This window comes from Solwaraspora sp. WMMD791, assembly GCF_029581195.1.
Classification (GTDB): Bacteria; Actinomycetota; Actinomycetes; order Mycobacteriales; family Micromonosporaceae; genus Micromonospora_E.
On sequence record NZ_CP120737.1, the window covers coordinates 2,362,927 to 2,388,513 of the forward strand.

Annotated in this window: 21 protein-coding genes; 12 read left to right on the plus strand and 9 right to left on the minus strand. The window is 72.8% G+C overall.

Features of this window, described 5'->3' with window-relative positions; translation table 11 throughout:
- Positions 1–36 precede the first annotated feature (36 nt).
- Positions 37–1,347, plus strand: a complete 1,311-nt coding sequence (locus tag O7623_RS10320; protein ID WP_282228389.1) for a DUF2314 domain-containing protein — start codon at positions 37–39, stop codon at positions 1,345–1,347.
- 70 nt (positions 1,348–1,417) lie between these two features.
- Here the strand turns inward: O7623_RS10320 and gcvT are convergent, their stop codons facing one another.
- The gene (gene gcvT, locus O7623_RS10325; RefSeq protein WP_282228390.1) at positions 1,418–2,545 is read right to left on the minus strand and encodes a glycine cleavage system aminomethyltransferase GcvT; all 1,128 of its coding nucleotides are present in this window, start codon (positions 2,543–2,545) and stop codon (positions 1,418–1,420) included.
- Positions 2,546–2,679: 134 nt separating this feature from the next.
- Between gcvT and O7623_RS10330 the strand changes: the two genes are divergently transcribed.
- Entirely contained in the window at positions 2,680–4,263 is a 1,584-nt protein-coding gene (locus tag O7623_RS10330) for a leucyl aminopeptidase (protein WP_282228391.1), read from the plus strand.
- A gap of 105 nt (positions 4,264–4,368) precedes the next feature.
- On the opposite strand, the gene O7623_RS10335 is transcribed toward O7623_RS10330, so the two are convergent.
- Entirely contained in the window at positions 4,369–4,695 is a 327-nt protein-coding gene (locus O7623_RS10335; protein WP_282228392.1) for a hypothetical protein, read from the minus strand.
- A gap of 236 nt (positions 4,696–4,931) precedes the next feature.
- On the opposite strand from O7623_RS10335, the gene lpdA reads away from it, so the two are divergent.
- From lpdA to O7623_RS10350, 3 genes are all read left to right on the plus strand, one after another.
- The gene (lpdA, locus tag O7623_RS10340; protein ID WP_282228393.1) at positions 4,932–6,320 is read left to right on the plus strand and encodes a dihydrolipoyl dehydrogenase; all 1,389 of its coding nucleotides are present in this window, start codon (positions 4,932–4,934) and stop codon (positions 6,318–6,320) included.
- A gap of 19 nt (positions 6,321–6,339) precedes the next feature.
- Complete coding sequence (gene sucB, locus O7623_RS10345; RefSeq protein ID WP_282228394.1) at positions 6,340–8,130, plus strand: 2-oxoglutarate dehydrogenase, E2 component, dihydrolipoamide succinyltransferase; 1,791 nt, start codon at positions 6,340–6,342, stop codon at positions 8,128–8,130.
- Positions 8,131–8,343: 213 nt separating this feature from the next.
- Positions 8,344–9,246, plus strand: a complete 903-nt coding sequence (locus tag O7623_RS10350; protein WP_282228395.1) for a TIGR01777 family oxidoreductase — start codon at positions 8,344–8,346, stop codon at positions 9,244–9,246.
- On the opposite strand, the gene O7623_RS10355 is transcribed toward O7623_RS10350, so the two are convergent.
- The 3 genes from O7623_RS10355 to O7623_RS10365 are packed head-to-tail and all read right to left on the minus strand — an operon-like array spanning position 9,220 to position 11,659.
- The gene (locus tag O7623_RS10355) at positions 9,220–10,275 is read right to left on the minus strand and encodes an LLM class flavin-dependent oxidoreductase (protein WP_282228396.1); all 1,056 of its coding nucleotides are present in this window, start codon (positions 10,273–10,275) and stop codon (positions 9,220–9,222) included. The genes O7623_RS10350 and O7623_RS10355 overlap by 27 nt on opposite strands.
- Positions 10,265–10,657, minus strand: a complete 393-nt coding sequence (locus O7623_RS10360; protein WP_282228397.1) for an SCO5389 family protein — start codon at positions 10,655–10,657, stop codon at positions 10,265–10,267. The genes O7623_RS10355 and O7623_RS10360 overlap by 11 nt, the downstream gene beginning before the upstream one ends.
- Positions 10,658–10,678: 21 nt before the next feature.
- On the minus strand, positions 10,679–11,659 hold the full coding sequence (locus O7623_RS10365) for an ATP-binding protein (RefSeq protein WP_282228398.1): 981 nt from the start codon (positions 11,657–11,659) through the stop codon (positions 10,679–10,681).
- A 231-nt stretch (positions 11,660–11,890) separates the two neighbouring features.
- Here O7623_RS10365 and O7623_RS10370 point away from each other — a divergent pair, with 231 nt between their 5' ends.
- The 6 genes from O7623_RS10370 (at position 11,891) to O7623_RS10395 (ending at position 18,009) form a co-directional block, all read left to right on the plus strand.
- Positions 11,891–13,720: a DUF2079 domain-containing protein gene (locus O7623_RS10370; RefSeq protein ID WP_282229368.1), complete on the plus strand. Its 1,830-nt coding sequence runs from the start codon at positions 11,891–11,893 to the stop codon at positions 13,718–13,720.
- Positions 13,721–13,829: 109 nt separating this feature from the next.
- On the plus strand, positions 13,830–14,471 hold the full coding sequence (lipB, locus tag O7623_RS10375) for a lipoyl(octanoyl) transferase LipB (RefSeq protein ID WP_282228399.1): 642 nt from the start codon (positions 13,830–13,832) through the stop codon (positions 14,469–14,471).
- A gap of 78 nt (positions 14,472–14,549) precedes the next feature.
- The gene (gene lipA / locus O7623_RS10380; protein WP_282228400.1) at positions 14,550–15,491 is read left to right on the plus strand and encodes a lipoyl synthase; all 942 of its coding nucleotides are present in this window, start codon (positions 14,550–14,552) and stop codon (positions 15,489–15,491) included.
- A 33-nt stretch (positions 15,492–15,524) separates the two neighbouring features.
- The gene (locus O7623_RS10385; RefSeq protein WP_282228401.1) at positions 15,525–16,214 is read left to right on the plus strand and encodes a DUF4191 domain-containing protein; all 690 of its coding nucleotides are present in this window, start codon (positions 15,525–15,527) and stop codon (positions 16,212–16,214) included.
- Between the two features lie 24 nt (positions 16,215–16,238).
- On the plus strand, positions 16,239–16,466 hold the full coding sequence (locus tag O7623_RS10390; protein WP_282228402.1) for a potassium transporter TrkA: 228 nt from the start codon (positions 16,239–16,241) through the stop codon (positions 16,464–16,466).
- 13 nt (positions 16,467–16,479) lie between these two features.
- On the plus strand, positions 16,480–18,009 hold the full coding sequence (locus tag O7623_RS10395) for a cation:proton antiporter (protein ID WP_282228403.1): 1,530 nt from the start codon (positions 16,480–16,482) through the stop codon (positions 18,007–18,009).
- On the opposite strand, the gene O7623_RS10400 is transcribed toward O7623_RS10395, so the two are convergent.
- Positions 17,962–18,324, minus strand: coding sequence for an RDD family protein (locus O7623_RS10400; RefSeq protein ID WP_282229369.1), 363 nt, complete (start codon positions 18,322–18,324; stop codon positions 17,962–17,964). The genes O7623_RS10395 and O7623_RS10400 overlap by 48 nt on opposite strands.
- A 244-nt stretch (positions 18,325–18,568) precedes the next feature.
- Between O7623_RS10400 and glnA the strand changes: the two genes are divergently transcribed.
- Positions 18,569–19,993, plus strand: coding sequence for a type I glutamate--ammonia ligase (glnA, locus tag O7623_RS10405; protein WP_282228404.1), 1,425 nt, complete (start codon positions 18,569–18,571; stop codon positions 19,991–19,993).
- Positions 19,994–20,101: 108 nt separating this feature from the next.
- Here the strand turns inward: glnA and mptB are convergent, their stop codons facing one another.
- Genes mptB through O7623_RS10420 form a run of 3 tightly spaced genes read right to left on the minus strand, consistent with a single transcriptional unit; the run spans position 20,102 to position 25,482 of the window.
- Entirely contained in the window at positions 20,102–21,667 is a 1,566-nt protein-coding gene (gene mptB / locus O7623_RS10410) for a polyprenol phosphomannose-dependent alpha 1,6 mannosyltransferase MptB (protein ID WP_282228405.1), read from the minus strand.
- Entirely contained in the window at positions 21,660–24,716 is a 3,057-nt protein-coding gene (locus tag O7623_RS10415) for a bifunctional [glutamine synthetase] adenylyltransferase/[glutamine synthetase]-adenylyl-L-tyrosine phosphorylase (RefSeq protein ID WP_282228406.1), read from the minus strand. The genes mptB and O7623_RS10415 overlap by 8 nt, the downstream gene beginning before the upstream one ends.
- 7 nt (positions 24,717–24,723) lie before the next feature.
- Positions 24,724–25,482: a type 1 glutamine amidotransferase gene (locus O7623_RS10420; RefSeq protein WP_282228407.1), complete on the minus strand. Its 759-nt coding sequence runs from the start codon at positions 25,480–25,482 to the stop codon at positions 24,724–24,726.
- Positions 25,483–25,587 lie beyond the last annotated feature (105 nt).

The following is a 25,587-nucleotide window of genomic DNA, read 5'->3' on the forward strand; positions in this document are numbered from 1 at the left end:
GCACCACACCAGAGACGTACGACCCGGGGAGCGTTGATGGCCAGCTCGGATGACCTGTTGCTGCCGGTCCCGGTGCCGGAGTCACTCACCGCCACCTACCTGGTCCCGGTGCCCCCGGGCGCGACGGCACCGCAGGCCCCGGCGTCCCTCGACCGGCTCGGGGACCGGCTGACCTCACCGGTGGGCGAGCTCGCCCGGCAACTGCTCGGCGGCCCGCTGCTGAGCGTGCAGTCCCGGGCCGTCGACGAACTGCCCGATCTGCCGTCGGAACTGCTGGCCGCGTTCGGCGCCACCGGCGGGCAACTGGCCCGGCTGCGCGACGCGCAGCGGTGTCTCGTGGTGCAGGCCAGTTTCCGGCCCGGCTGGCCGCCGGCGCACGAGTGGGGTGCCCGGGCGGTCGCCGCAGCCCTGGCCGACGCGCTCGAGGTCGACCTGATCGACCTGTTCGGCCTGCAGTTTCTGACCCCGACGGACGCGGTGCGGTCACTGCCTGACGCCGAGGGCCGGATCCGGCTGGTCGACTGGGTCCTGGTCCCCTACTCCCCCGACGAGGGCGGACTCTGGTTCACCACCAAGGGGCTGCGCCGGTTCGGTCTGCTGGAGCTACAGGCGCAGCAGGTGCCGTCCCGGTACGTCCGCGCCTGGGGCGCGATCATGACCGGGGTCGGCCGGCGGCTGCTGCGGATCTGGACCGAGGCACTCAGCGAGCCGGAGCCGCCGGCGTTCGTCCAGTTGCCGGTGCACCTGCCGGTGACCGGGCACGACATCGCGGTCGCGTACGGCAATCAGGACCGGCACGACTCGGCCGGCTCGGCGCTGCTGCGGATCGCCCTGGATCCGTCGACCGATCCCGACGCCGACTCGTTTCTCACGCTCGGACCGCCGCAGCACGCCGACGAGCAGGACCCGACGGCCTACTTCGCCCGGATCTGCGGGGAGCTGTTCGGCGCCGGCCAGCCCGAGATCCACTACGCGCGCCCGAGCGACGCGATGGCCAGGGCGGTCGCGTCGGCACGCCGCTCCCTCGGCGAGATCCGCGCCCGGTTCCTGGCCGATGCCCTGCCCGCCGGGGGCCGGCTGCTGGTCAAGTACGGGCTGGCCGCCGCCGACGGTCACGAGTACGTCTGGGCGGGCGTCACCGGCTGGCCCAGCCCGGGTCGGATCGTCGCCGCCAGCACCGTCGACGCCGTCAGCGACCCGTCGGTACGGGTGGGCAGCCCGGTCGAGGTCGACGCCGCCGACGTGGTCGACTGGGCGCTGCTCGACGGCACCCGGATGGTCGAGGGTGGTTGGACCGAGACGGTGCTGGACTCCGGCGACGGCACCGGCGGCGTCGGCCGACGCTGAACCCGCGCCGACCGGCCCGGCCCGGCGGGCGCGGCGGACGCCACCGACCTGTCCGACGGCAGGCGGCGGGTCAGCGTACCGACGAGGTGACGAACGGCGGCGTGACCACCTCCATCGGTGCCCGCCGCCCGCGCACGTCGACCTGGACCTCGACCCCGGCGGCGCTCACCGCCGCCGTGTCCAGCAGCGCCAGCCCGATGCCGACCTTGCCGGTCGGGGAGAACGTGCCGCTGGTCACCTCGCCGACGGGTACGTCGTCGCGCAGCACCGCCATCCCCGGCCGGGGAATCGCCCGCTGCGTCGCGCGCAGCCCCCACAGCAGCCGGGACGGCCCGGCCTGCTTCTCCGCCAGCAGCGGCACGCGGCCCCAGAACTGTGGCTTGCGCCAGCCCACCGCCCAGCCCAGCCGCGCCTGGACCGGGGTGATCCGCGGGGTCAGGTCCTGGCCGTGCAGGGCGTAACCCATCTCGGTGCGCAGCGTGTCGCGGGCGGCCAGGCCGCAGGCGCGCACCGGCACCGGGGCGTCGGCTGCCAGCACCGCGTCCCACACCTGCCCGGCCTGCGCCACCGGCACCACCAGTTCGTAGCCGTGCTCGCCGGTGTACCCCGTCCGGCAGACCACCACCTCGGCGCCGGCGAGCCGGCCGGTGACGAAGCTCATGTACGCGTGCCCGGTCGGCAGCCCCAGCCCGGCCAGGAGGTCGGCACTGGCCGGACCCTGCACCGCCAGGACGGCATGGTCGGTGTGTTCATTGGTGACGGTGATCCCGCCAGGGGCGGCGGCCCGGAGCCGGTCGACCACGGTGGCGGTGTTCGCCGCGTTGGGGATCAGGAAAACGTGGTCGTCGGCGTACCGGTAGGCGATGATGTCGTCGATGACACCGCCGGTGTCCTCGTCGCAGCAGAGGGTGTACTGGGCCGCCCCGGCCGTGATCCGGTCGAGATCGTTGCTCAGACACGTGTTGACGAAGGTGACCGCGTCCGGGCCGGTGATCCGGGCCTTGCCGAGGTGCGACACGTCGAACAGACCGACCGCGCCGCGGACCGACTCGTGCTCCCGCAGCACGCCACCGCCGGCGTACTCCAGTGGCATCTGCCAACCGCCGAACTCCGCGAACTTCGCGCCGAGGGCGACGTGCCGGTCATGCAGGGGCGACCGGCGCGGGGTGCCGCCGCCGGTCGAGGTCAGCTCGGTCATAGGTCGCAACTTACCGGCGGCCCCGGCTGTGGTTAGCATCGGCGGGACATCACCCCGTCCGGCGATCATGTGGCGCCGGAGACCGACCCGCTGGCCGCTCACGAATCGGCCGGCCCTGCCGCCGGAGACGCCGAGTGACATCATCCACCACCACCCTGGACCTGGTCGACACCGATCCCGCCGAGCTGGCCGTCGACGCGCTCGTCATCGGCGTACACAGTCAGGACCGGTCCGACGCCGATCAGGGCGACCCCGCGGCGGGGCCCGCCCTGCTGCTGGCGACCGGGGCGGAGAGCATCGCCGTCGCCTTCGAGGGCCGGCTGACGCAGACCCTCGCGCTGCTCGGGGCGACCGGCGCGGCCGGTGAGGTGATCAAACTCGCCACGCTCGGCACGGTGGGTCCGCCGCTGCTGGTCGCGGTCGGGCTCGGCCCGGAGCCGGTCGGGGCGGCACCGGCCGCCGAGACGCTACGGCGGGCGGCGGCGGCAGCGGTCCGGGCGCTCGCCGGCACCTCGCGGGTCGCTCTGGCCCTGCCGGTGCCCGACGACGCCGACGGGCCGGCGGCGCTGCGTGCGGTCGCCGAGGGTGCCCTGCTGGGCAGCTACCGGTTCGCCGGCTACAAGACGGGGCCGCAGCCGGGGCGGCGGGCCCCGGTGGCGTCGGTGGTGGTGCACGTGACGGACGCCGGCGACGCGGCGGCGCAGGCCGAGGTGGCCCGCGCGAGGGCCGTGACGGCTGCCGTGGTCGCCTGCCGGGACTGGGTCAACGCCGCGCCGAACGAGTTGCGGCCACCGCAGTTCGCCGAGTCGGTCCGGGCGGCGGCCGACGCCGCCGGGCTGACCGTCGAGGTCCTCGACGAGCAGGCGCTGGCCGACGGCGGGTACGGCGGCATCCTGGCCGTCGGTGGCGGTTCCGCCGCCGCGCCCCGGCTGGTGGTGCTCTCCTACACGCCGCCGGGCGGCGCCGGGCCGGACGCGCCCCGGGTGGCGCTGGTCGGCAAGGGCATCACCTTCGACACCGGTGGTGTGTCGATCAAACCCGCCCAGGGCATGTGGGAGATGAAGTCGGACATGGCCGGCGCGGCGGCGGTCGGTGCGGCGATGCTGGCGATCGCGGCGCTGCGGCCCGCCGTGGCGGTCACCGCCTATCTACCGATGGCGGAGAACATGCCTTCGGGTACGGCGTACCGGCCCGGCGACGTGGTCACCATGTTCAACGGCAAGCGGGTGGAGGTGCTCAACACCGACGCCGAGGGCCGGATGGTGCTCGCCGACGCGATGGCGCGGGCCTGCGCCGACGGTTGCGACTACCTGTTGGAGACGTCGACGCTGACCGGCGGCCAGGTGGTGGCGCTCGGCAAGCGGATCGCCGGGGTGATGGGCAGCACCGAGCTGTGTGAGCGGGTCCGCGTCGGCGGCGAGGTGACCGGTGAGCCGATGTGGCCGATGCCGCTGCCCGACGACGTACGCAAGGGCATGGAGTCGGAGGTGGCCGACATCTGCCAGGTGAACTCGTCGATGGACCGGGCCGGCCACATGCTGCAGGGCGGGGTGTTCCTGCGGGAGTTCGTGTCCGACGGGGTGGCCTGGGCGCACCTGGACGTGGCCGGGCCGGCGTACCACTCCGGGGAGCCGACCGGTCACTGGAGCAAGGGTGGCACCGGTGTGCCGGTGCGGACGCTGGTGCAGGTGGTGGAGGACATCGCGGCGAACGGCTGAGGGCGGGCCGGGCGCGGACCGGTAGACCGGTCCGCGCCCGGCCGCAACCGACGAGCGGGGTTCAGCCGGAACCGACCGGCGGGGTTCAGCCCCGGTCCGCGGGGTTCAGCCCCGGTCGGCGCGTTTGCGCCGCTCGTTGAAGTCGCGCATCCGCTGCGGGTAGCCGACCAGCGCCACGTCGTAGATCGGGATCGCCATCTTGTGGGCGAACCGGCGGGCGGCCTCGGGGCCGTCGACCCGGCGGCGGGTCCACTCACCGTCGTGGGCGATGAGCATCACGGTCGTCTCGGTCACCGTGGTACGCGGCTCGATGAACGCCTCCACACCCCGGCGGCTGCGGATGAACTCCTCGAGATGGCCGAGGTCGGCACGATTCGCCGGCCGTCCTCCCGGCGCCTGACTCGACTGCTTGCGCCGACGGAACCACGCCACCGGTGATCGCCTCCCCAACTGTCGTGCGGCCCCGGGGCCGGGCACCGCGACACCGCCCCGAGCGCTCGTGCACATCGACCGACACGGCAAGCCTACGTTGCGGCCACGTGTCCTTGGGCACCTCGTTGAGCGTTCAGACACTACAAGTGACAAGATGGCCGGGGAAAGTCTGCCCGTTCCATGGGACGACGAATGGGACGGCCCTCCTGTGCAGCGACGCGACCTGGGAGTGAACTGTGAGTGAGCCGAACGGCGGGACCTTCGACCTGGTCATCCTCGGCGGCGGTAGTGGCGGCTACGCGGCGGCCCTGCGGGCCGTGCAGCTCGACCTGTCCGTAGCGCTGATCGAGAAGGACAAGGTCGGCGGGACCTGCCTGCACCGTGGCTGCATTCCCACCAAGGCGCTGCTGCACGCCGCCGAGGTGGCCGACACCGCGCGGGAGTCGGAACAGTTCGGTGTCAAGGCCGACCTGGTCGGCATCGACATGGCCGGCGTGATCAGCTACAAGGACGGCGTGGTCGGGCGGCTGTACAAGGGCCTCCAGGGCATGATCAAGTCCTCGAAGATCACCTACGTGGCGGGCACCGGCCGGTTGGTCGGGCCGGACACCGTCGAGGTCGACGGGGCCCGGTACACGGGCCGCAACGTGATCCTGGCCACCGGTTCCTACTCGCGCACCCTGCCGGGCGTCGAGGTCGACGGTGAGCGGATCCTCACCAGCGAGCACGCGCTGGAGCTGGACCGGGTGCCGACGTCGGCGATCGTGCTCGGCGGCGGGGTGATCGGCGTCGAGTTCGCCAGCGTCTGGCGGTCCTTCGGCGTCGACGTGACCATCGTCGAGGCGCTCCCCCGGCTGGTCGCGGCCGAGGACGAGGAGTCGTCGAAGGCGCTGGAGCGGGCGTTCCGCAAGCGCGGCATCGCGTTCAAGACCGGCAAGCCCTTCGAGAAGGTCGAGCGCACCGAGTCCGGCGTCCGGGTGACCATCGCCGGTGGCGAGACGCTGGAGGCGGAGCTGCTGCTGGTCGCGGTCGGTCGCGGCCCGGTGACGGCCGACGTCGGGTACACCGAGCAGGGTCTGAAGATGGACCGCGGCTTCGTGCTGACCGACGAGCGGCTGCGGACCAACCTGCCGAACGTCTACGCCGTCGGTGACATCGTCCCGGGGCTGCAGCTCGCGCACCGCGGGTTCCAGCAGGGCATCTTCGTCGCCGAGGAGATCGCCGGGCGCAACCCGGCGGTCATCGACGAGAATGGCATTCCCCGGGTCACCTACTCGGACCCGGAGCTCGCCTCGGTGGGGTTGACCGAGGCGAAGGCCAAGGAGCAGTACGGGGCTGACAAGATCAAGACGTACAACTACAACCTCGGCGGCAACGGCAAGAGCCAGATCCTCAAGACCACCGGTTTCGTCAAGCTGGTCCGGGTCGTCGACGGCCCGGTCGTCGGCCTGCACCTGGTGGGCGCCCGGGTCGGCGAGCTGATCGGCGAGGCGCAGCTGATCTACAACTGGGAGGCCGACCCGGCCGACGTCGCACCACTCGTGCACGCCCACCCGACCCAGGGCGAGGCACTCGGCGAGGCCCACCTGGCCCTGGCCGGCAAGCCGCTGCACGCCCACGCCTGACTAGAGGAGTCTTGTAGATATGCCGGTATCGGTCACCATGCCCCGGCTCGGCGAGAGCGTCACCGAGGGCACCGTCACCCGCTGGTTGAAGCAGGAAGGCGACCGGGTCGAGGTCGACGAGCCGCTGCTGGAGGTCTCCACCGACAAGGTCGACACCGAGATCCCCTCACCCGCCGCCGGTGTGCTCAGCCGGATCGTGGTGAGTGAGGACGAGACCGCCGAGGTGGGCAGCGAGCTGGCGGTCATCGCCGGGGAGGGCGAGAGCGACGGGCAGAGCACGTCCGAGCCGGCCGCGCAGGCCGAACCGGAGCCCGAGCCGGAGCAGCCGGCCGCGCAGCCGCAGACCGCGCAGCCGCAGGCCACGTCGGCACCGGCCGCGCCGGCACCGGCCGCTGGTGGCGATGCCACCCCGGTCACGATGCCGGCGCTGGGTGAGAGCGTCACCGAGGGTACGGTGACCCGCTGGCTCAAGCAGGTCGGCGACTCGGTGGAGGTCGACGAGCCGCTGCTGGAGGTCTCCACCGACAAGGTCGACACCGAGATCCCCTCACCGGTCGCCGGCACGCTGCTCGAGATCAAGGTGGCCGAGGACGACACCGCCGACGTCGGTGCCGCGCTCGCCCTGATCGGCAGCCCGTCCGGTGCCGCCACGCCGGCCGAGCAGCCACCTGCCGCACCGCAGCCGCAGGCCGAGCCCGAGCCGACCCCGGCCGCCGAGCCCGCGCCCGAGCCGGCGGCCCAGGCGGGCGCTTCCTACGCCAGCCCGGCACCGGCAGCCGAGACCGCCGCCGCGCCGGCACCGACCGGACCGACCGGACCGCCCGCACCGCAGGCCCCGCCGGCACCGGCCGCCGGGTCGGCGAACGCCAGCGCCAACGGCGACGGCGGTGGTTACGTCACCCCGCTGGTGCGCAAGCTCGCCGCCGAGCAGGGCGTGAACCTGGCCGACGTACGGGGCACCGGCGTCGGTGGGCGGATCCGCAAGCAGGACGTGCTGGCGGCCGCCGAGGCGGCCCGGGCGGCCGCCGCGCAGCCGGCGGCACCGGCAGCAGCCGCGCCAGCGGCCAAGCCGGAGCCGAGCCCGCTGCGCGGCCGGACCGAGAAGATGACCCGCACGCGGAGCGTCATCGCCAAGCGGATGTACGAGTCGCTGCAGAGCTCGGCCCAGCTGACCACGGTGGTCGAGGTCGATGTCACCAAGATCGCCCGGCTGCGGGCCAAGGTGAAGGCCGACTTCCAGGCCAAGCACGGCGTCAAGCTGTCCTTCCTGCCGTTCTTCGCGCTCGCCGCGGTGGAGGCGCTGCGTACCTACCCGGTGGTCAACGCCTCGATCGACATGCAGGCCGGCACCATCACCTACCCGGAGGGCGAGCACCTGGGCATCGCCGTGGACACCGATCGGGGCCTGCTGGTCCCGGTGATCCGCGACGCCGGGGACCTCAACCTCGGAGGGCTGGCCCGGCGGATCGCCGACGTGGCCGAGCGGACCCGGACCAACAAGATCGGCCCGGACGAGCTGTCCGGGGCGACGTTCACCCTGACCAACACCGGCAGCCGGGGCGCGCTGTTCGACACCCCGATCGTCCCGTCGCCGCAGGCGGCGATCCTGGGCACCGGGGCGGTGGTCAAGCGGGCCGCCGTCGTCACCGATCCGGAGCTCGGTGAGGTGATCGCACCACGGTCGATGGTCTTCCTGGCGTTGTCCTACGACCACCGACTGGTCGACGGCGCGGACGCCGCCCGCTTCCTCACGGCGGTCAAGGACCGGCTGGAGTCCGGCGCGTTCGAAGGCGAGCTGGGCCTGTCCTGAGCACCGTCTGATCCACCGTCACCGAGGGCGCCGGCCAGTCTGGCCGGCGCCCTCGCACGTCGTCACCAGCCTTCGACGCGGGCGATCGGCAGCGGTCACCAGCCGGCCGTCAGGCCGACGTACACCTTGATGGGCCACACCGAGTGTCGCCCGGCCGGCGACGGATCGCGCCTACCCGCATCCGCCGGCGGCCCAATAGGCGAAGATGTCGGTATGCGCATCCTTTTGGCCGGCGCGTCCGGCTTCCTCGGCACCCGGCTCGCGGCCCGGCTGCGCGCCGACGGGCACGACACCGTGCAGCTGGTGCGCCGACCGGCGCGCGGCCCGGCGGAGGTCACCTGGTCGCCGTCGTCGGGGCAGCTCGACCCGGCGGCGTTCGACGGCGTCCGGGCGGTGATCAACCTGGCCGGGGCCGGAGTGGGCGACAAGCGGTGGACCGACAGCTACAAGGCGTTGATCCGGTCCAGCCGGGTGGACAGCACCGGTACGCTCGCCACCGCCATCGCCGCGCTGCCGGCGACCGACCGGCCCGCCGTACTGCTGAACTCCTCCGCCGTCGGCTGGTACGGCGACACCGGCGACCAGCCCGTCGAGGAGGACGCCCCGGCCGGGGAGGGTTTCCTGTCCGACGTTGCCCGGGTCTGGGAAGCGGCGACCCGACCGGCGGAGGACGCCGGGGTACGGGTGGTACGGCTACGGACCGGGCTGCCGCTGCACCGCGACGGCGGGCTGCTCAAACCGCAGTTGCTGCCGTTCCGGCTCGGTCTCGGCGGCCGGTTGGGCAGTGGCCGGCAGTGGGTGCCGTGGATCGCGATGCAGGACTGGTTGGCGGCGGTCGTCTTCCTGCTGGAGCGCGACGACGTCGCTGGGCCGGTCAACGTGGTCGGACCGAATCCGGTGACCAACGCCACGTTCGGCACCGCGCTCGGCGCGGCGGTGCACCGGCCGGCGGTCATGCCGATTCCGGCGTTCGCGCTGCAGATCGCCCTGGGCGAGTTCGCGGTCGAGGCGCTGCGCAGCAGTCGGGTGCTGCCCGGGGTGTTGACCGGGGCCGGCTTCACCTACCGGTACCCGCAGCTGGCAGGGGCGCTACAGGCCGCTCTGCACGACGACTGAGCGGCCGGCGGCCAGTGCGGGCAGCAGGTCGTCGCCGATGGCGGTGACCAGCTCGCCGGTGGCGGCCGGCCCGACGCCCTCGACCATCAGCAACTGCCGGTGCACGCCGGTCGCGGCGGCGCTGGCGGCCAGCGCCGCCGCACATTCGACGGCGTCGCCGATCGGATGGATTCGCAGCAGCTGGGCGACGTAGGCGTCGAGGTCGCGGTGCGTCGGTGGCGAGCCGTCGATGCGTACGTACTCCCGGGTGGTGGCCAACCACGGTGGGAGGCCGCGCCGCAGCTGGCGCAGCGCGGCGGACCGGTTGTCGGCGAGCCCGATCAGGTGGACCGAGGCGTGCGGCACCGTCGCCGGGTCGTGGCCGTGGTCGGCGGCGACGTCGGCGTACCGGGCCAGCAGCGCGGCCTTGGCGGCGTCATCGTCGTGGACGCCGAGCAGCAGGGGCAGCCCCCGGGCAGCGGCGAGGGTGACCGTCGCGGGTGACGTCGCGGCCACCCAGATCGGGACCGGCCGGGCGGGCCGGGGCACCACCGGCACCGCACGGAAGTCGAAGAACTCGTCGGCGGCGGCGACCGTCGTCGCACCGGACAGCCAGCGTCGTAGCAGGTCCAGGGAGGTCTCGAAGCCATGCTGGTAGCGGTCCAGGCCGGTGCCGAAGACCTCCAGGTCGACCCAGGGCCCGCCACGGGCGACACCGAGCCGGAACCGGCCGCCGGAGACCGTGTCCAACAGGACCGCCTCCTCGGCCAGCGCGACCGGGTGCCGGTTGGACAGTACGGCGGCGGCGGTGCCGACGGTGATCCGGTTGGTGGCGCCGAGCAGGTAGCCGGCCAGGGTGGTGGCCGACGGGCACTGTCCGTAGGTCAGGAAGTGGTGTTCGGCGAGCCACACGCCGCCGAGACCGGCTGCCTCGGCGGCGCGGGCATAGCCGACGGTGGCCGGCAGTCCGTGGGCCGCCAGCAGGAACAGGTCCACTGCGGGCGGTCGCGGGCCGCCGGCCGCCGGCGAGGTGGTCGGATCAGCAGTCACGCAGCTCGGGTGACTGGTTGCGGATCTGCGCGACCGGGGAGATGAACCGCTGGTAGGTCTCGCCGCCGACGGCGGAGAGCTTGAAGGCGGCCACCCGGTGGCAGTTCTGGAAGGCCAGTTTGACGCCGAAGTGCCGCTCCAGGCCGCCCCGGATCGCGTCGCTGGCCAGGGCCCGCAGCAGCTGACCGCGTTCGGCCTCGCTGGGCGGCGGCACCGCGTGGTCGGCGAACTCGGCCGTGGTGCCCTGGGCCTGGGCGGCCACCTCGGACACCACCGACCAGGCGTACGGCAGGGACTGGCGTACGCAGTCGACGAACTCGGCGTCGTCGATCTGGCCGGCTTCGGCCCGCTCCAGCAGAGCGGCGGGTACGTCGAGGGACATGCTTTCTCCTCACGCAGACGGTCAGCGGACCAGGAGGTCTGGCCCGAGAACGAACTCCGGGTCGACCTGGCCGGCGAGGTCCTCGCCGACCCGGTCGTTGGCCCAGGCGGTGGCGTTGCGCAGGTGGAACTCCACTGCCTGCCGGGTGTAGCTGGCCCAGTCCTTCACACAAGCATCGACGGTTGTACGCATCGTGTCCAGTGCGTCACGGTTGGTTGGCTCCATCGCGGTGATCGGCTGGTGTCGACCGCGTTCGGCCGCCTTGACGAACGCCGACCGGCCGATCCAGGTCAGCAGGTCGTCGCCGACGTGTTCCCGCAGGAAGTCCACGTCCGACTCGTCGTCGATCTTGTTGCCGACCACGTGCACCCGTACGCCGTAGTCGCGGGCGTAGCCGACGTACTGCCGGTAGACGCCGACGCTGCGTACGGTCGGTTCGCAGACCAGGAAGGTCGCATCGAAGCGGGTGAACAGCCCGGAGGCGAACGAGTCGGCGCCGGCGGTCATGTCCACGACCACGTACTCGCCAGGGCCGTCGACCAGGTGGTTGAGCAGCAGCTCGACCGCGCCGACCTTGGAGTGGTAGCAGGCCACCCCGAGGTCGTCGGTGGCGAACGGCCCGGTGACCGCCAGCCGGATGCCGGCGACCTCGCGTACCAGCGCGTCGTAGATCGGATTGGCCCCGGCCACGGTGAGCAGCCGGGAGCCGCGGCCGGGCGGGGTGGTCTTGACCATGGCGGCCGCCGAGCTGATCCGGGGGTTGTCCCCGCGCAGGTACTCCTTGATGTCGGCCATGTGGTCACCGAGCGCCGGCAGCAGCACCGCTTCGTCGTCGCTGGCCCCGAGGGCGGCGGCGAGATGCTGGTTGATGTCGGCGTCGATGGCCAGCAACGGCGACGGCCCGCCGTCGACCCCGACCGCCGTGGCCGCCAGATGGCGGGCGAACAGCGCCGCGAGGGTGGTCTTGCCGCTGCCGCCCTTACCGACAAAACAGATCTTCACCGCAGGTCTCCCAAACATCTCAACAGGTACGCTTACATTGGAAGTCATTTCCAATAACTTCGTCAAGTCCAGGTACGGCACGGGCGTGTCGGGCGAAATTGGTAATCTCCGCCGGTGCCGACCGCCCCGTCCCCGCTGCCCGACACCGCCGCGTCCGACCCGCCGGCGACCGACCGCCGTGCCCGGCCGGCGCTGCCCCGGCTGACCGGTCGACGCGCCGACCTGGCCGTGATGGTGGTCGCGCTGACGCTGGCCGGCTGGGTCACCAGCGGCCTGTGGGCCGCGCCGAACGACCGGGCGATCACCGTCAACTCCAGCGACCAGGCGCTGTTCGAATGGCTACTCGGCTACGGAGCGTACGCGCTCACCCATGGCGAGAACCCGCTGTTCACGTACCTGCTCAACGCCCCGGACGGGGTCAACCTCGCGGTCAACACCTCGATCACCGTCTACGCGGTGCTGTTCGCCCCGCTGACGTTCCTGATCGGACCGCCCGCCACCTTCCTGGTGATCCTCACCCTGAACCTGGCCGGCACCGCCGTCGCCTGGTACTGGCTGCTGTCGCGGCTGCGGACCGGATCCAGCGGCACCGGCACCGGGGCCGGCGACACCGGTACGCCGTTCGTGCCGTCCCGACTGGCCGCCGCCGTCGGCGGGCTGTTCTGCGGCTTCGCCCCGGCGATGGTGTCGCACGCCAACGCCCACCTCAACTGGACCGCCGGCTGGCTGGTGCCGATCATCGTCTGGCGGGTGCTCGCGCTGCGCGGCCGATCCGGCGCCGCTCCCCTGGCCAGTGGCGGCTGGGCTCGCAACGGCCTGATCCTTGGCGCGCTCGTCGCCGCCGCCTTCTCCATCGCCGCCGAGGGCCTGTTCTTCACCGCCCTGGCCTGCGGAGTCTTCCTCGGCGTCTGGGCGCTGGACCGCAGCCGCGCCGCCGAGGTCCGCGACGCGCTCCCCCGGCTGCTGCGCGGTTTGGCGGTCACCGCGGTGGTGGCGACCAGCCTGCTGGCGTACCCGCTGTATCTGCACTTCCTCGGGCCGCAGGTGTTCCACGGCACCGGCTTCGACGCCCGGATCCACAGCGAGGACCTCCTCGCCTACGGGGCGTTCCCGGAGCGGTCGCTGGCCGGGGTGGCCGGGCTGGGCACCTCGCTGGCCCCGAACGAGACCGAGGAGAACAGCTTCTTCGGCGTACCACTGCTGGTGTTGACCCTCGCCTGCCTGGCGCTGCTCTGGCGGGCCGCCGACCCCGGCCGCCGGGCCACCCTACGGGCCCTGGCCGGCACCGCCGCCGTGTTCGCCGTGCTCTCCCTCGGCCCCCGTCTGAAGATCAACGGAACGATCACCGACATCCCGTTGCCGTACGCCCCGTTGGCCGGCGCACCGGTGTTCAACGCCGCCCTGCCCGCCCGGTTGGCCATGGTCGTCACCCCGATCGTCGGCATCCTGCTGGCCCTGGCGCTGGACCTGCTCCGGCAGCGGCGCGCGACGGGCGCGAGCACGCCGCGCCGGCTCCGGCTGTGGACCGCCGGGTACGTCGTGGCACTGCTGCCGGTGGTCCCGGTCAGCCTGCTCACCGTCGAGCGCGAACCGGTCCCGCAGTTCATCACCAGCGGCCAGTGGCGTGACCACGTCAGCCCGGGTGGGGTGCTCGCCCCGGTCCCGTTCACCCTCGACGTGCTGCCCGACGGGCAACGCTGGCAGGCGTACGCCTTCGCCCACCGGCAGGGCGAGTTCGCCATCCCGTCGGGCTTCTTCCTCGGCCCCGGCGGGCCCGACGGCCGGGGCCGGATCGGGCCGGTCCCCCGCGCCACCGACGCGCTGCTGCACGAGGTCGCCCGCACCGGCGTGGTGCCGCCGGTCACCGACGCCGACCGGGCCGCCGCCCGGGCCGACCTGCGCTACTGGAACGCCGAGGTGGTGGTGCTCGCCGACCGGGTGCACGGGGCGAAGTTCCCGGTCGACGCCGACGCCCTGCTGAGGGTCACCACCGACCTGCTCGGCCCGCCGCAGCGGGTCGCCGACGTCTGGCTCTGGCCGGCACCCGACGGCGGCTGGTGACACGATCGGCGGCATGGGCGCCCGGCAGCGGTACGGGTGACCGCCGGCGACGTGGTGAGCCGGGCCACGGATCGGCCCGACCGGCGGGTAACGCACTACGCTGGACGACGTGACCAGCACCGTGTCCCGTCTGCGAAGTGTCCGCGCCGGAGTCGTCGACTACGGCACCGCCTGGCAGGAGCAGCGCCGGCTGCACGCCGCAGTGGTCGCCGGTGAGGAGCCGGACACCGTGCTGCTGCTGGAGCACCCCAGCGTGTACACCGCCGGCAAACGCACCGAGCCGTGGGACCGCCCGGTCGACGGCACCCCCGTGGTCGACGTCGACCGGGGCGGCAAGATCACCTGGCATGGCCCCGGTCAGCTGGTCGGTTACCCGATCGTGCGGCTGCCGGAGCCGATCGACGTGGTCGCCTACGTCCGCCGGGTCGAGCAGCTGCTGATCGACGTCTGCGCCGAGTTCGGGCTGGCCGCCACCCGGCTCGACGGCCCGAACCACAGTGGTGTGTGGGTGCCCGCCGACGAACGCGGGCCGGCCCGCAAGGTCGCGGCGATCGGCATCCGGGTCGCCCGCGGGGTCACCCAGCACGGGTTCGCGATCAACTGCGATCCGGACCTGACGGCGTACGACCGGATCGTGCCGTGCGGCCTGCGCGACGTCGGCGTCTCCTCGCTCACCGCCGAGCTGGGCCGACCGGTCACCGTGGCCGACGTCCTGCCGGTCGTCGAGCGGCACCTGCCGACCCTCGGGTGAGCCAACTCACCGCCGCGGCGGCGTGAGCGGGGTCGCCCACGCACCCCCGCCGACACCGGTCGGCGTAGGCTGACAAGGGTGACCATTGCTCCGGAGGGACGACGTCTACTGCGCCTGGAGGCCCGCAACGCCGAGACCCCGATCGAGCGGAAACCACCGTGGATCAAGGTCAAGGCGACGATGGGGCCGGAGTTCACCCAGCTGCGCGGTCTGGTGCAGCGGGAAGGGCTGCACACCGTCTGCCAGGAGGCCGGCTGCCCCAACATCTACGAATGTTGGGAGGACCGCGAGGCCACCTTCCTGATCGGTGGCGACCAGTGCACCCGCCGCTGCGACTTCTGCCAGATCGACACCGGCAAGCCCGCCGAGTTCGACGCCGACGAGCCACGCCGGGTCGGCGAATCGGTCGCGGCGATGGGGCTGCGGTACGCCACGGTCACCGGGGTCGCCCGCGACGACCTGCCCGACGGCGGGGCCTGGCTGTACGCCGAGACCGTCCGGCAGATCCACGCCCTGCAGCCCGGCTGCGGCGTCGAGTTGCTGATCCCCGACTTCAATGGCGACGACCAGCAGCTCGACGAGGTCTTCGCCGCCCGACCGCAGGTGCTCGCCCACAACGTCGAGACGGTGCCCCGGATCTTCAAGCGGATCCGCCCCGGCTTCCGCTACGACCGGTCCCTCGACGTGCTCACCCGGGCCCGCGCCGCCGGCCTGGTGACCAAGTCGAACCTGATCCTCGGCCTCGGCGAGGAGCGCGACGAGGTCTCCCAGGCGTTGCGGGACCTGCACGACGCCGGCTGTGAGCTGATCACCATCACCCAGTACCTGCGCCCCACCCCGCGCCACCACCCGGTGGTGCGCTGGGTCAAGCCGGAGGAGTTCGTCGAGCTACGGGCCGAGGCCGAGCAGATCGGCTTCGCCGGGGTGATGAGCGGCCCGCTGGTGCGCTCGTCGTACCGGGCCGGGCGGCTCTACCAACAGGCGTTGCGCCAACGCGAGGTCCAGCCGACCGCCGGCTGAACCGACTCGCGTCCGCCAACTAGACTGCCTCGCATGGCGAAACCCCAGGAGAAGGTGTCGTTCGGCCAGCGGCTGAAGCAGATCGGCATGGTGTTCTCGTTCACCGCCAAGCGCGACAAGTGGTTCGTGCCGCTGGCGGTGGCCGCCGTCGTGCTGCCGCTGGCGGTCACCGTGCCGGTGGTGCTGGCCTGGGGTTGGATGTGGCTGCCGATCGGCATCCTGCTCGCCCTGCTCGCCCTGCTGATCGTACTCAACCTGCGGTCGAACACGGCGATGATGAACGTCGCCGAGGGGCAACCGGGTGCGGCCGCCTCGCTGTTGGAGAACATGCGGGGCGACTGGCGGGTGACGCCGGCGGTCAGCTCGACCACCCAGATGGACATGGTCCACCTGGTGATCGGGCGTCCCGGGGTGATCCTGCTCGCCGAGGGCAACCCGCAGCGGGTCCGTGGCCTGCTCGGCCAGGAGAAGCGCCGGCTGGCGAAGGTGATCGGCAGCGCCCCGTTGTACGACTACGTGATCGGTACCGACGAGGGCGAGTTGTCCATCCGCAAGATGCGGATGACCCTGGCCCGGTTGCCCCGCAACCTCACCGGCCGCGACGTCAACGCCCTGGACAAGCGGCTGTCCGCGTTGTCGGCCCGGCCGCAGCTGCCCAAGGGCGCCATCCCGAAGAACATGCGCCCGCCCAAGGGGGCGTTCCGGCAGAGCCGGGGGCGCTGACCACCTGAACAGGGAAGGATCCCGATGGGCCAGGGCGTGCACATGCAGGAGCTGCCGGGCATCGGCCGGCGCTACGACGTCGATCTCGGTTCCAGCAGTCGGCGGGTGTCGGTGGTCGTCCGCCGCGACGGCACCCGCGACCTGTACGTCTTCACCTCGCGCTCGGACGAGCCGACGGCCGTGCTGGAGCTGACCGAGGAGCAGGCCCGCAAGGTCGGCGCGTTGCTCGCCGGCACCTTCTTCGAGGCGTGAGTCCGGGCCGTACATGCACGCTGACCTGATCGGCCTGGGCGCACTGGTGCTCATCGCCGGGCTGCTCGCCCGAGGCGGCCGCCGGCTCGGCCTGCCCACCGTGCCCTTCTTCATGCTCGCCGGGATCCTGCTCGGTCCCGCGACGCCCGGCCCGGTGCTGATCGAGCACCCCGAGGACCTGGCTCTCCTGGCCGCGCTCGGGCTGGTGCTGCTGCTGTTCAGCCTCGGCGTGGAGTTTCCCGTCGAGCAGGTCCTGGCCAGCGGCCGGCGGCTCTTCGTCGCCGCCGGCAGCTACATCGGGATGAACGTCGGTGCCGGCCTGGGACTCGGTTTCGCCCTGGGGTGGGGCACCGCCGAAGCCCTGGTGATCGGTGGGGCGCTGGGCATCTCCTCGTCGGCGATCGCCACCAAGCTGCTGATCGAGCTGCGCCGGCTGACCAACGCCGAGACCCCGGTGATCCTCGGCATCATCGTCATCGAGGATCTGTTCCTCGCCTTCTACCTGGCACTGCTCACCCCGGTACTGGCACCGTCGGGGTCCGCAGCCGGGCTGGTCGTCGACATCGCGGTCAGCTTCGGTTACCTGCTGCTGTTGTTCGCGGTGGCCCGTTTCGGGGCCCGACTGATCGGCCGGCTGATCGGCAGTCACGAGGACGAGATCCTGGTGATCCTGGTCGTCGGGCTGGTGCTGCTGGTCGCCGGAATCTCCGCCGAGGTCGGGGTCTCCGACGCGATCGGCGCGCTGATGATCGGCCTGGTCATTTCGCGGACCACCGTACGGGAGCGGGTCGAGCGGCTGACGCTGCCGCTGCGGGACCTGTTCGCGGCGGTCTTCTTCGTCGCGTTCGGGCTGAGCATCGACGTCGGCGAGCTGGGCGCGGTGGCGGTCCCGGTGGTCGTCGCCGTGCTGATCACGGTGACGGTGAACGTGACGGCGGGGCTGGTGACGGCGGCGCTGTTCGGGTTCAACCACCGGGGCGCGGCCAACGTGGGGCTCACCGTACTGGGCCGGGGTGAGTTCTCGCTGATCCTGGCCACGCTGGCGTTGGCGGCCGGGCTGGACGCCCGGCTCGGGCCGTTCATCGCCCTCTACGTGCTGGTGCTCGCGGTGCTCAGTCCGCTGCTGGCGGCCCAGTCGCGCTACCTGGCCCGGGTGTTCCCGGACCGGCTGCTGCGCTCGCGCTGGCGGTACGTGCGGGAGGAGACGATGAGCACCGCCTGCCGCCACCTCGACCGGGTGGCGGTGACCGAGACGGACACCCGCGAGTGCGCGTACTGCGCGGAGACCGGCGACGACTGGGTGCAGCTGCGGATGTGCCTGACCTGCGGCGCGGTCCGCTGCTGCGACGATTCGGTGAACAAGCACGGTACGGCGCACTTCGCCGAGACCGGGCATCCGCTGATGCGTTCGTTGGAGCCGGGCGAGGACTGGTGGTACTGCTTCGAGGACCGGGTGCTGGTCCGTCAGCCGACCGGCCAGGGCGATCGGGCCGGATCAGCCCGGGACGGTGAGGACGACCGAGCCGGCGGCGCGGTCGTGTAGGCCCCGGCGACGCTCGTCCATGATCAGCGGCGGGATCACCAGGGCGAGCAGCAGTCCGCGCAGCAGGGCCCGGGGTACGCCGATCCGGCCGCCGTCGGCGTCGGCGACACACCGGATCCGGGCCAGCCACATCCCGGGCGTCTGGGCGAACAGGCCGAGGAAGATGCCGTACTCGGCGATCAGCACCACGACGGGCGGCCAACCGGATCGGGCCGGGTCGGCGAAGAGTCCCGAAATGAGCACACAGAGTAACCAATCGATCACCAGCGCTCCGGTCCGCCGGAGCAGACTGGGGACCTGCCCGTCGCCGGTCACCGGGCCCCGGGCCGACCCACCGGCGGGTGTGTTTGCGCTTGCCGCCACGCTGTCCCCCCTCGCGATACCCACGAACGGCCAGAGTAGTCGGGGCCATCTGCCGTATCCTGCGGGGGACGATTGGCCGGGATCACGCTCCGCACGTGACGTAACACGGCGGAAACATTAGAGACATGGTGGGGCAACCCCACGGCCATAGCGTCGCGACCAGCATAGCCATCAGTGCGACGTGCCAGGAGGACGTGTGTTCGCCAATCCCGAGGAACTACTGCGGTACCTCAAAGACGAGGGCGTGAAATTCGTCGACGTACGATTCTGTGACCTGCCCGGCGTGATGCAGCACTTCAATCTGCCGGTCGAGTCCGTCGACGAGGACTTTTTCACCACCGGCCTCGCCTTCGACGGGTCTTCGATCCGTGGTTTCCAGGCGATCCACGAGTCGGACATGCTGCTGCTGCCGGATGTCGCCACCGCCTTCATCGACCCGTTCCGGATCGAGAAGACGCTGGCGTTGAACTTCTTCATCCACGACCCGTTCACCCGCGAGCCGTACTCCCGCGACCCGCGCAACGTGGCGAAGAAGGCCGAGTCGTACCTCGCGGCCAGCGGCATCGCCGACACCGCCTACTTCGGCCCCGAGGCGGAGTTCTACATCTTCGACTCGATCCGTCACGAGACCTCGGCGAACCAGGCCTACTACTACATCGATTCGATCGAGGGTGCCTGGAACACCGGCCGCGAGGAAGAGGGCGGCAACCGCGGCTACAAGACCCCGTACAAGGGTGGGTACTTCCCGGTTCCGCCGGTCGACCACTACGCCGACCTGCGCGACCAGATCGTCCGCAAGCTGATCGACACCGGCTTCACCGTGGAGCGCTCGCACCACGAGGTCGGCACCGCCGGCCAGGCTGAGATCAACTACAAGTTCTCCACCCTGCTGCACGCCGGTGACCAGCTGCAGCTGTTCAAGTACATCGTGAAGAACACCGCCTGGGCCGCCGGCAAGACCGCGACCTTCATGCCGAAGCCGCTGTTCGGCGACAACGGTTCCGGCATGCACACCCACCAGAGCCTCTGGCTCAACGGTGAGCCGCTGTTCTACGACGAGACCGGCTACGCCGGCCTGTCGGACACCGCCCGCTGGTACATCGGCGGACTGCTGCACCACGCGCCGTCGCTGCTGGCCTTCACCAACCCGACGATCAACTCGTACCGCCGGCTGGTGCCGGGCTTCGAGGCGCCGGTCAACCTGGTGTACTCGCAGCGCAACCGCTCCGCCTGCACCCGGATCCCGGTCACCGGCAGCAACGCCAAGGCCAAGCGGGTCGAGTTCCGCGTGCCGGACCCGTCCGCCAACGTCTACCTGGCGTTCTCGGCCATGCTGATGGCCGGTCTGGACGGCATCAAGAGCAAGATCGAGCCGCCGGCACCGATCGACAAGGACCTGTACGACCTGCCGCCGGAGGAGTGGGGCGACGTCAAGCAGGTGCCGGGCTCGCTGCCGGCCGTGCTCGACTCCCTGGAGGCCGACCACGACTTCCTGCTGGAGGGTGGCGTCTTCACGCCGGACCTGATCTCCACCTGGATCGACTGGAAGCGCGCCAACGAGGTCGACCCGGTCCGCCTGCGGCCGACCCCGCACGAGTTCGCCATGTACTACGACTGCTGATCCGGCAGTTCGCGGCGGGGCCGGGTGCGAGCGTGACGCTCGCACCCGGCCCCGCCGCCGTTCCCCCGCCAGCCCTCCCCGCGCGGCCCCTCCCCGACGATCTTGCACTTATCGACGGACAATTCCGACAAATCTCCTCGATAACTGCAAGATCGTCGAGGAACGGGTGGCGGTGCGGACGATGAGAACGGCGAGCAGACCGCACATCGCGACCGTACCGGGCGCCTTGGTCATAGCCGCGACCCCCGAGCCGTCCGGCAGCACCAGAAAACAGCTCACCGCCGCCGGCAGCACGAACCACCGGGTGCGGTACGCGGCGGCGGCAAGCAGCGCCAGCGGCCACACCAGATACCACGGGTAGAACACCGGGGCGGCCAGCACCGTTGCGGCCAACGCGACTCCCGCCCCGTACACCGCCAGCCCCCGGTCACGCACCGGCAGGTACCGACCGTCGACCCGGCTGACCGGCGCACGCCACCGGGCCACCGGCCCACTGCCCCGCCACACCCACCACCACAGAGCCACCAGGAACGCGGCGAGCAGCACCAGCGCCGACATCCGCACGACGCCCACCGCCTGCGGCGCGCCGCCGACCCCACGGGCCAGATAGTCGATCAGCAGACCGACGGCGGTCGGCGGCGACGTCCACTGTCGAGAGTCACCGCTGCGGGTCAGCCCGACCACCCAGCCCCACCCCGACCCGACCAGCAGCGACGTCGCCACGACCGCCACCACGACCCCGGACAGCACCGCCGCACCGGCCCGCGCCAGGGCGGCGGGTCGGCGCGCGCCGCTGACCGCCAGCACCACCGCGAACGGCACCACCACCAGTGCCGTCACCTTCACCGCCACCGCGAGGCCCAGCAGCACCCCGGCGGCCGCCGGGACCAGCACCGCCGCACCGCGAGCCAGCGCCCCGGCAGCGGGCCGGCCGCCGGCGGCGTCCGGCGGTACCGGCCGGGCGACGAGCAGCCACAGCCCGGCCACCAGCAGGCCGACCATCAACGCGTCGTTGTGCGCCCCGGAGACCAGGTGCACCAGCACCACCGGACAGCCCAGTGTCAGCCACAACGCCCGCCCGCCTGGCAGGCCACAGCGCCGGGCCAGCGCGGGCAGGGTGAGCGCCACCAGCACCAGGCCGGCCACGGCCGCCGCCCGCAGGATCAGCACCGTGCCGGTCAGGCCCAGCCCTGCGGCGGCGGCGAGTCCGGCAAGCACGATGAAGACCGGACCGTACGGCGCCGGGGTGTCGCGCCACAGCGGGGCGACCGCGTCGAGCCAGGGGCAGCCCTGCCCGGCGACGCCGGCGTACGGGTCTCCACCGGTGTGGTACGTCCACCCCTGGCAGGCGTACGAGTAGACGTCCCGGCTGGCCAGCGGCGGGGCGAGCAGCAACGGCACCGCCCACAACCCGACGGTGACCAGCGCCCAGCGCGCCGACGGCACCCCGTGCCGCGCCGACCACCACGCCCAGACCAGCGCGGCGGTGCCGACGGCCCAGGCGAGCACGCTGAGCACCCCACGCCCGCTGGTGAACACCGCCCAGCCGGCGGCGGGCGGGTCGGGGGTCGCGCCGCCGAGCACGGCGGCCAGCGCCAACCCGACCGCGCCGAACAGTCCGATCCAGCGGACGAGGTGGTACCGCGCTCCGGTGACCGGGGCGCTCTCAGGCACCGAGGACCCGTTCGGCCGCCGCCCGGCAGCGGCGGGCGGTCCGCAGGTAGCCGTCGAGGAACTGGCCGGCGTCGGAGGCACCGAGCAGCCGCACCACCCCGGCCAACTCCGGTCCGTGCCGGGGCAGCTGGTCGCTGGCCCGGCCCCGGACCAGCATCAGCGCGTCGCGGACCCGGGCGGCGAGGGTCCAGCCAGCCCGCAGCGCGGCGGCATCGGCCGCGTCGACCAGTCCGGCCTCGCGGGCGGCGGCCAGGGCGACCAGGGTACGGGTGTCGCGCAGCGCCGGCACCGCGTGTGCGTGCCGCAACTGGGTCAGCTGTACCGCCCACTCCACGTCGGCCAACCCGCCGCGCCCCAGTTTGGTGTGTGTGGCGGGATCCGCGCCCCGAGGCAGCCGCTCGGTCTCCACCCGGGCCTTGATCCGGCGGATCTCCACGATCTGCTCCCGGCTCAGCCCGCCGGCGGGATAGCGCACCGGATCGGCGACGGCGAGGAACTCCGCGCCCAGCGACGTGTCGCCGCAGACGAACCGGGCCCGCAGCAGCGCCTGTGCCTCCCACACCTTCGACCAGCGGGCGTAGTACTGCGCGTACGCGGCGAGGCTGCGCACCAACGGACCGTTGCGGCCCTCCGGACGCAGATCGGCGTCGACGCCGAGCGGTGGGTCGGGAGCGGGCATGCCGAGCAGCCGGCGCAGCTCCTCGGCGACCGCGCGGGCCGCGGCGCTGGCCTTGTCGTCGGCCAGGCCGGCCGGTGGGTCGTAGACGAACAGCACGTCGGCGTCGGAGGAGTAGCTCATCTCGTACCCGCCGAGGCGTCCCATCCCGATGACGGCGAACCGCAGGCCGGCCGGCGGGGGTACGGTCGCGGTCGCCACCTGCAGCGCGGCGGCGAGCGTACCGTCGGTGACCGCCGACAGCCCGGCACCGATCGCGGCGATGTCGAGCGGACCGGCATCGTCGCGGTCCGGAGCCAACGACCCGGCGCTGCGCAGTACGTCGGCACAGGCCAGTCGGAGCAGTTCCCGCCGGCGCAGGGCACGCACCGCGCGGACGGCCTGCACCGCGTCGGCCGGTTGTCCACCGCCGGTGCCGAGGTGTCGGGCGGCCACGGCGGTGAACCCGGCCGCGAGCTTCGCCGCGTCCTGCGGGGCCAACTCGGCGTCGACGGCGAGCATCCGCAGCGCCTCCGGCTCGCGGGCGAGCAGGTCGGCGACGTACCGGGACAGGCCGAGGGTACGGGCGAGCCGGCCGGCGACCGGGCCTTCGTCGCGCAGCAGCCGCAGGTACCAGGGGGTGCTGCCGAGTTTGTCGGAGACCTGGCGGTAGCTGAGCAGGCCACGGTCGGGTTCCGGGGCGTCGGCGAACTCCTGCAGCAGCACCGGCAGCAGAGTGCGTTGGATCGCGGCGGTCCGGGAGACCCCGCCGGTGAGCGCCTCCAGGTGCCGCAACGCCCCGGCCGGGTCGGCGAAGCCGAGGACCTCCAGGCGACGGCGGGCCGCCTGCGGGGTCATCCGCAGCGATTCGGCCGGCACCCGGGCGACGGATTCCAGCAGCGGCCGGTACAGCAGTTTGGCGTGCAGCCGGCGTACCTCGGTGGCGTGGCTGACCCACTCGGCCCGGAACGCCTCGACGGCGGACGCACCCGGCGTCGGGGTGTAGCCGAGGGCGTGCGCCAGCCAGCGCAGGGCGGCCGGGTCAGCCGGTACCGTGTGGGTACGCCGCAGCCCCTGCAGTTGCAGCCGGTGTTCGACGCCGCGCAGGAACCGGTAGCCGCGCAGCAGCGCCTCCCCGTCGGCCCGCCCGACGTAGCCGCCGGCGACCAGGGCGCGCAGCGCCGGCAGGGTGCCCGGGGTGCGCAGCGTCTCGTCGACCCGGCCGTGCACCAGCTGCAGCAGTTGGACGGCGAACTCGATGTCGCGCAGGCCGCCGGGGCCGCGTTTGATCTCACGCTCCAACTCCCGGGGCGGAACGTTGTCGATGATCCTGCGGCGCATGGCCCGGACGTCCTCGACCGCCTCGGGCCGTTCGGCGGCGTGCCACACCAGCGGCGCGAGCAGCCCGATCCACTCCTGTGCGAGGTCGCGGTCACCGGCCGCCGGTCGCGCCTTGAGCAGCGCCTGGAACTCCCAGGTGCGGGCCCACCGCTGGTAGTACGCCAGGTGGCTGGCGAGGGTACGCACCAGCGGCCCACGGTTGCCCTCGGGTCGCAGCGCGGCGTCGACCGGCCAGGCCACCAGCCCGCAGATGTGGATCAGCCGGGTGGCCAGCGTGGTCGCCACGGTCAGGTCGGCGTCGTCAGCGGCGACGAAGATCACGTCCACGTCGGAGACGTAGTTCAGCTCGTTGCCGCCGCACTTGCCCATCGCCACCACCGCCAGGCGCGGCACCGGCGTGCCGGCCGGCAGTTCGGCCACGGCGATGTCGTAGGCGGCGCCGAGCGTCGCGTCGGCCAACGCGGACAGGGCCGCCATCGTCTGTTCCAGACCACGCCCGCCGGTCAGGTCGGCGGCGGCGATCCGCAGCAGGGCCAGCCGGTACGCCCGGCGTAGCTCGGCGATCGCCGGACCACCGGTCGGTGCCGGACCACCGCTGGGCCCACCGGACGACGCCGACCCCGGGTCGAGGCTGCCGTCGGCGCAGGGGGCGACCCCGTTGCGGCCGGTGGCCAGCTCCGCCCACTGCTGCGGGTTGGCGACCAGGTGGTCACCGAGGCTCGACGACGCCCCGAGCACGGCGATCAGCCGCCGGCGCAGCCCGCCGTCGGCGTACAGGGCGGCCAGCACCGGCGAGACGGTGGCGTCGCTGCGGTGCCGCTGCTCCGCCTCGACGAGCCGGTGCAGCTGCCGCAGCGCCAGATCCGGATCGGCGGCCCGCGACAACGCGGCGAGCAGTTCGCCCGCCGGCGGGTCCACCGGCTGCTGGGCGGTCACGTCCCACAGTCGCAGCCCGTCCGGGCCGAGCAGGTCGTCGGCCCGGACGGTGCCGGTGCCGGTGACGTCGAAGCCGTACCGGGCGAGTCGGCCGGCGGCGCTGGTCGGTCTGCTCATCGGTGCCCTAACCGCCGAGCAGTGGCAGGGTCCGGGGGGCGTCGGCACCCGGCAGCTGGCCGAGGGCGAGCGCGGCGAACCGGGCGGCGAACGGCTGCCAGACGTCCTCGATGTCGCCGAGCACCTCGACGCAGGCGTCCACCACGACGTCGGCGGGCAGCCGCAGCTCGGCGAGGACGGTGGAGCCGGTGGCCCAGCCGCTGATCATGTCGCGGTCGCACTCGATGTGGAACTGCAGCCCCCAGGCCCGGTCACCGAGCCGGAACGCCTGATGCGGGTAGTGCGTGGAGGCGGCCAGCAGCACCGCACCGTGCGGCAGCTCGGTGATCTCGTCGACATGCCACTGCAGCACGTCGGGGGCGAGCGGCACGTACCGGAACAGCGGGTCGGTGCCGGCGGCGTCCCGCTTGCCGACCAGGGCCGGCCCGATCTCCGGCCCGGCCGCGCTGCGTTCGACGGTGCCGGCGTGCGCGGTGGCCAGCAGGTGGGCACCGAGCCCGATCGCCAACGTCGGGATCCGCTGGCGGACGGCCTTGCGTAGCAGTCCCTCCACCGCCGGCAGCCAGCCGGCGTCCGGACCGGGGTCGACCGCGCTGGGCCGACCACCCAGTACCACGACGGCGGCGTACCCGGCCGGGTCGGCGGGGACCGGGTCGTCGGCGTACGGGCGGTGCACCTCGACGGGCAGGCCGGCCTCGGTGAGCCACTCCCCCAGCCGTCGCAGGTCGTCGGTCGGGTCGTTCTCGATCACCAGCGCGCTGCCCACGGGTCGAGGCTATCCAATCGGCGGCGGGTACGGCGGCAGGTGGTGCCCGGCGCCGCCCTGGTCGCCACTCGTACGATCCCGCCGGCGCCCGCGCGTACCCTGACC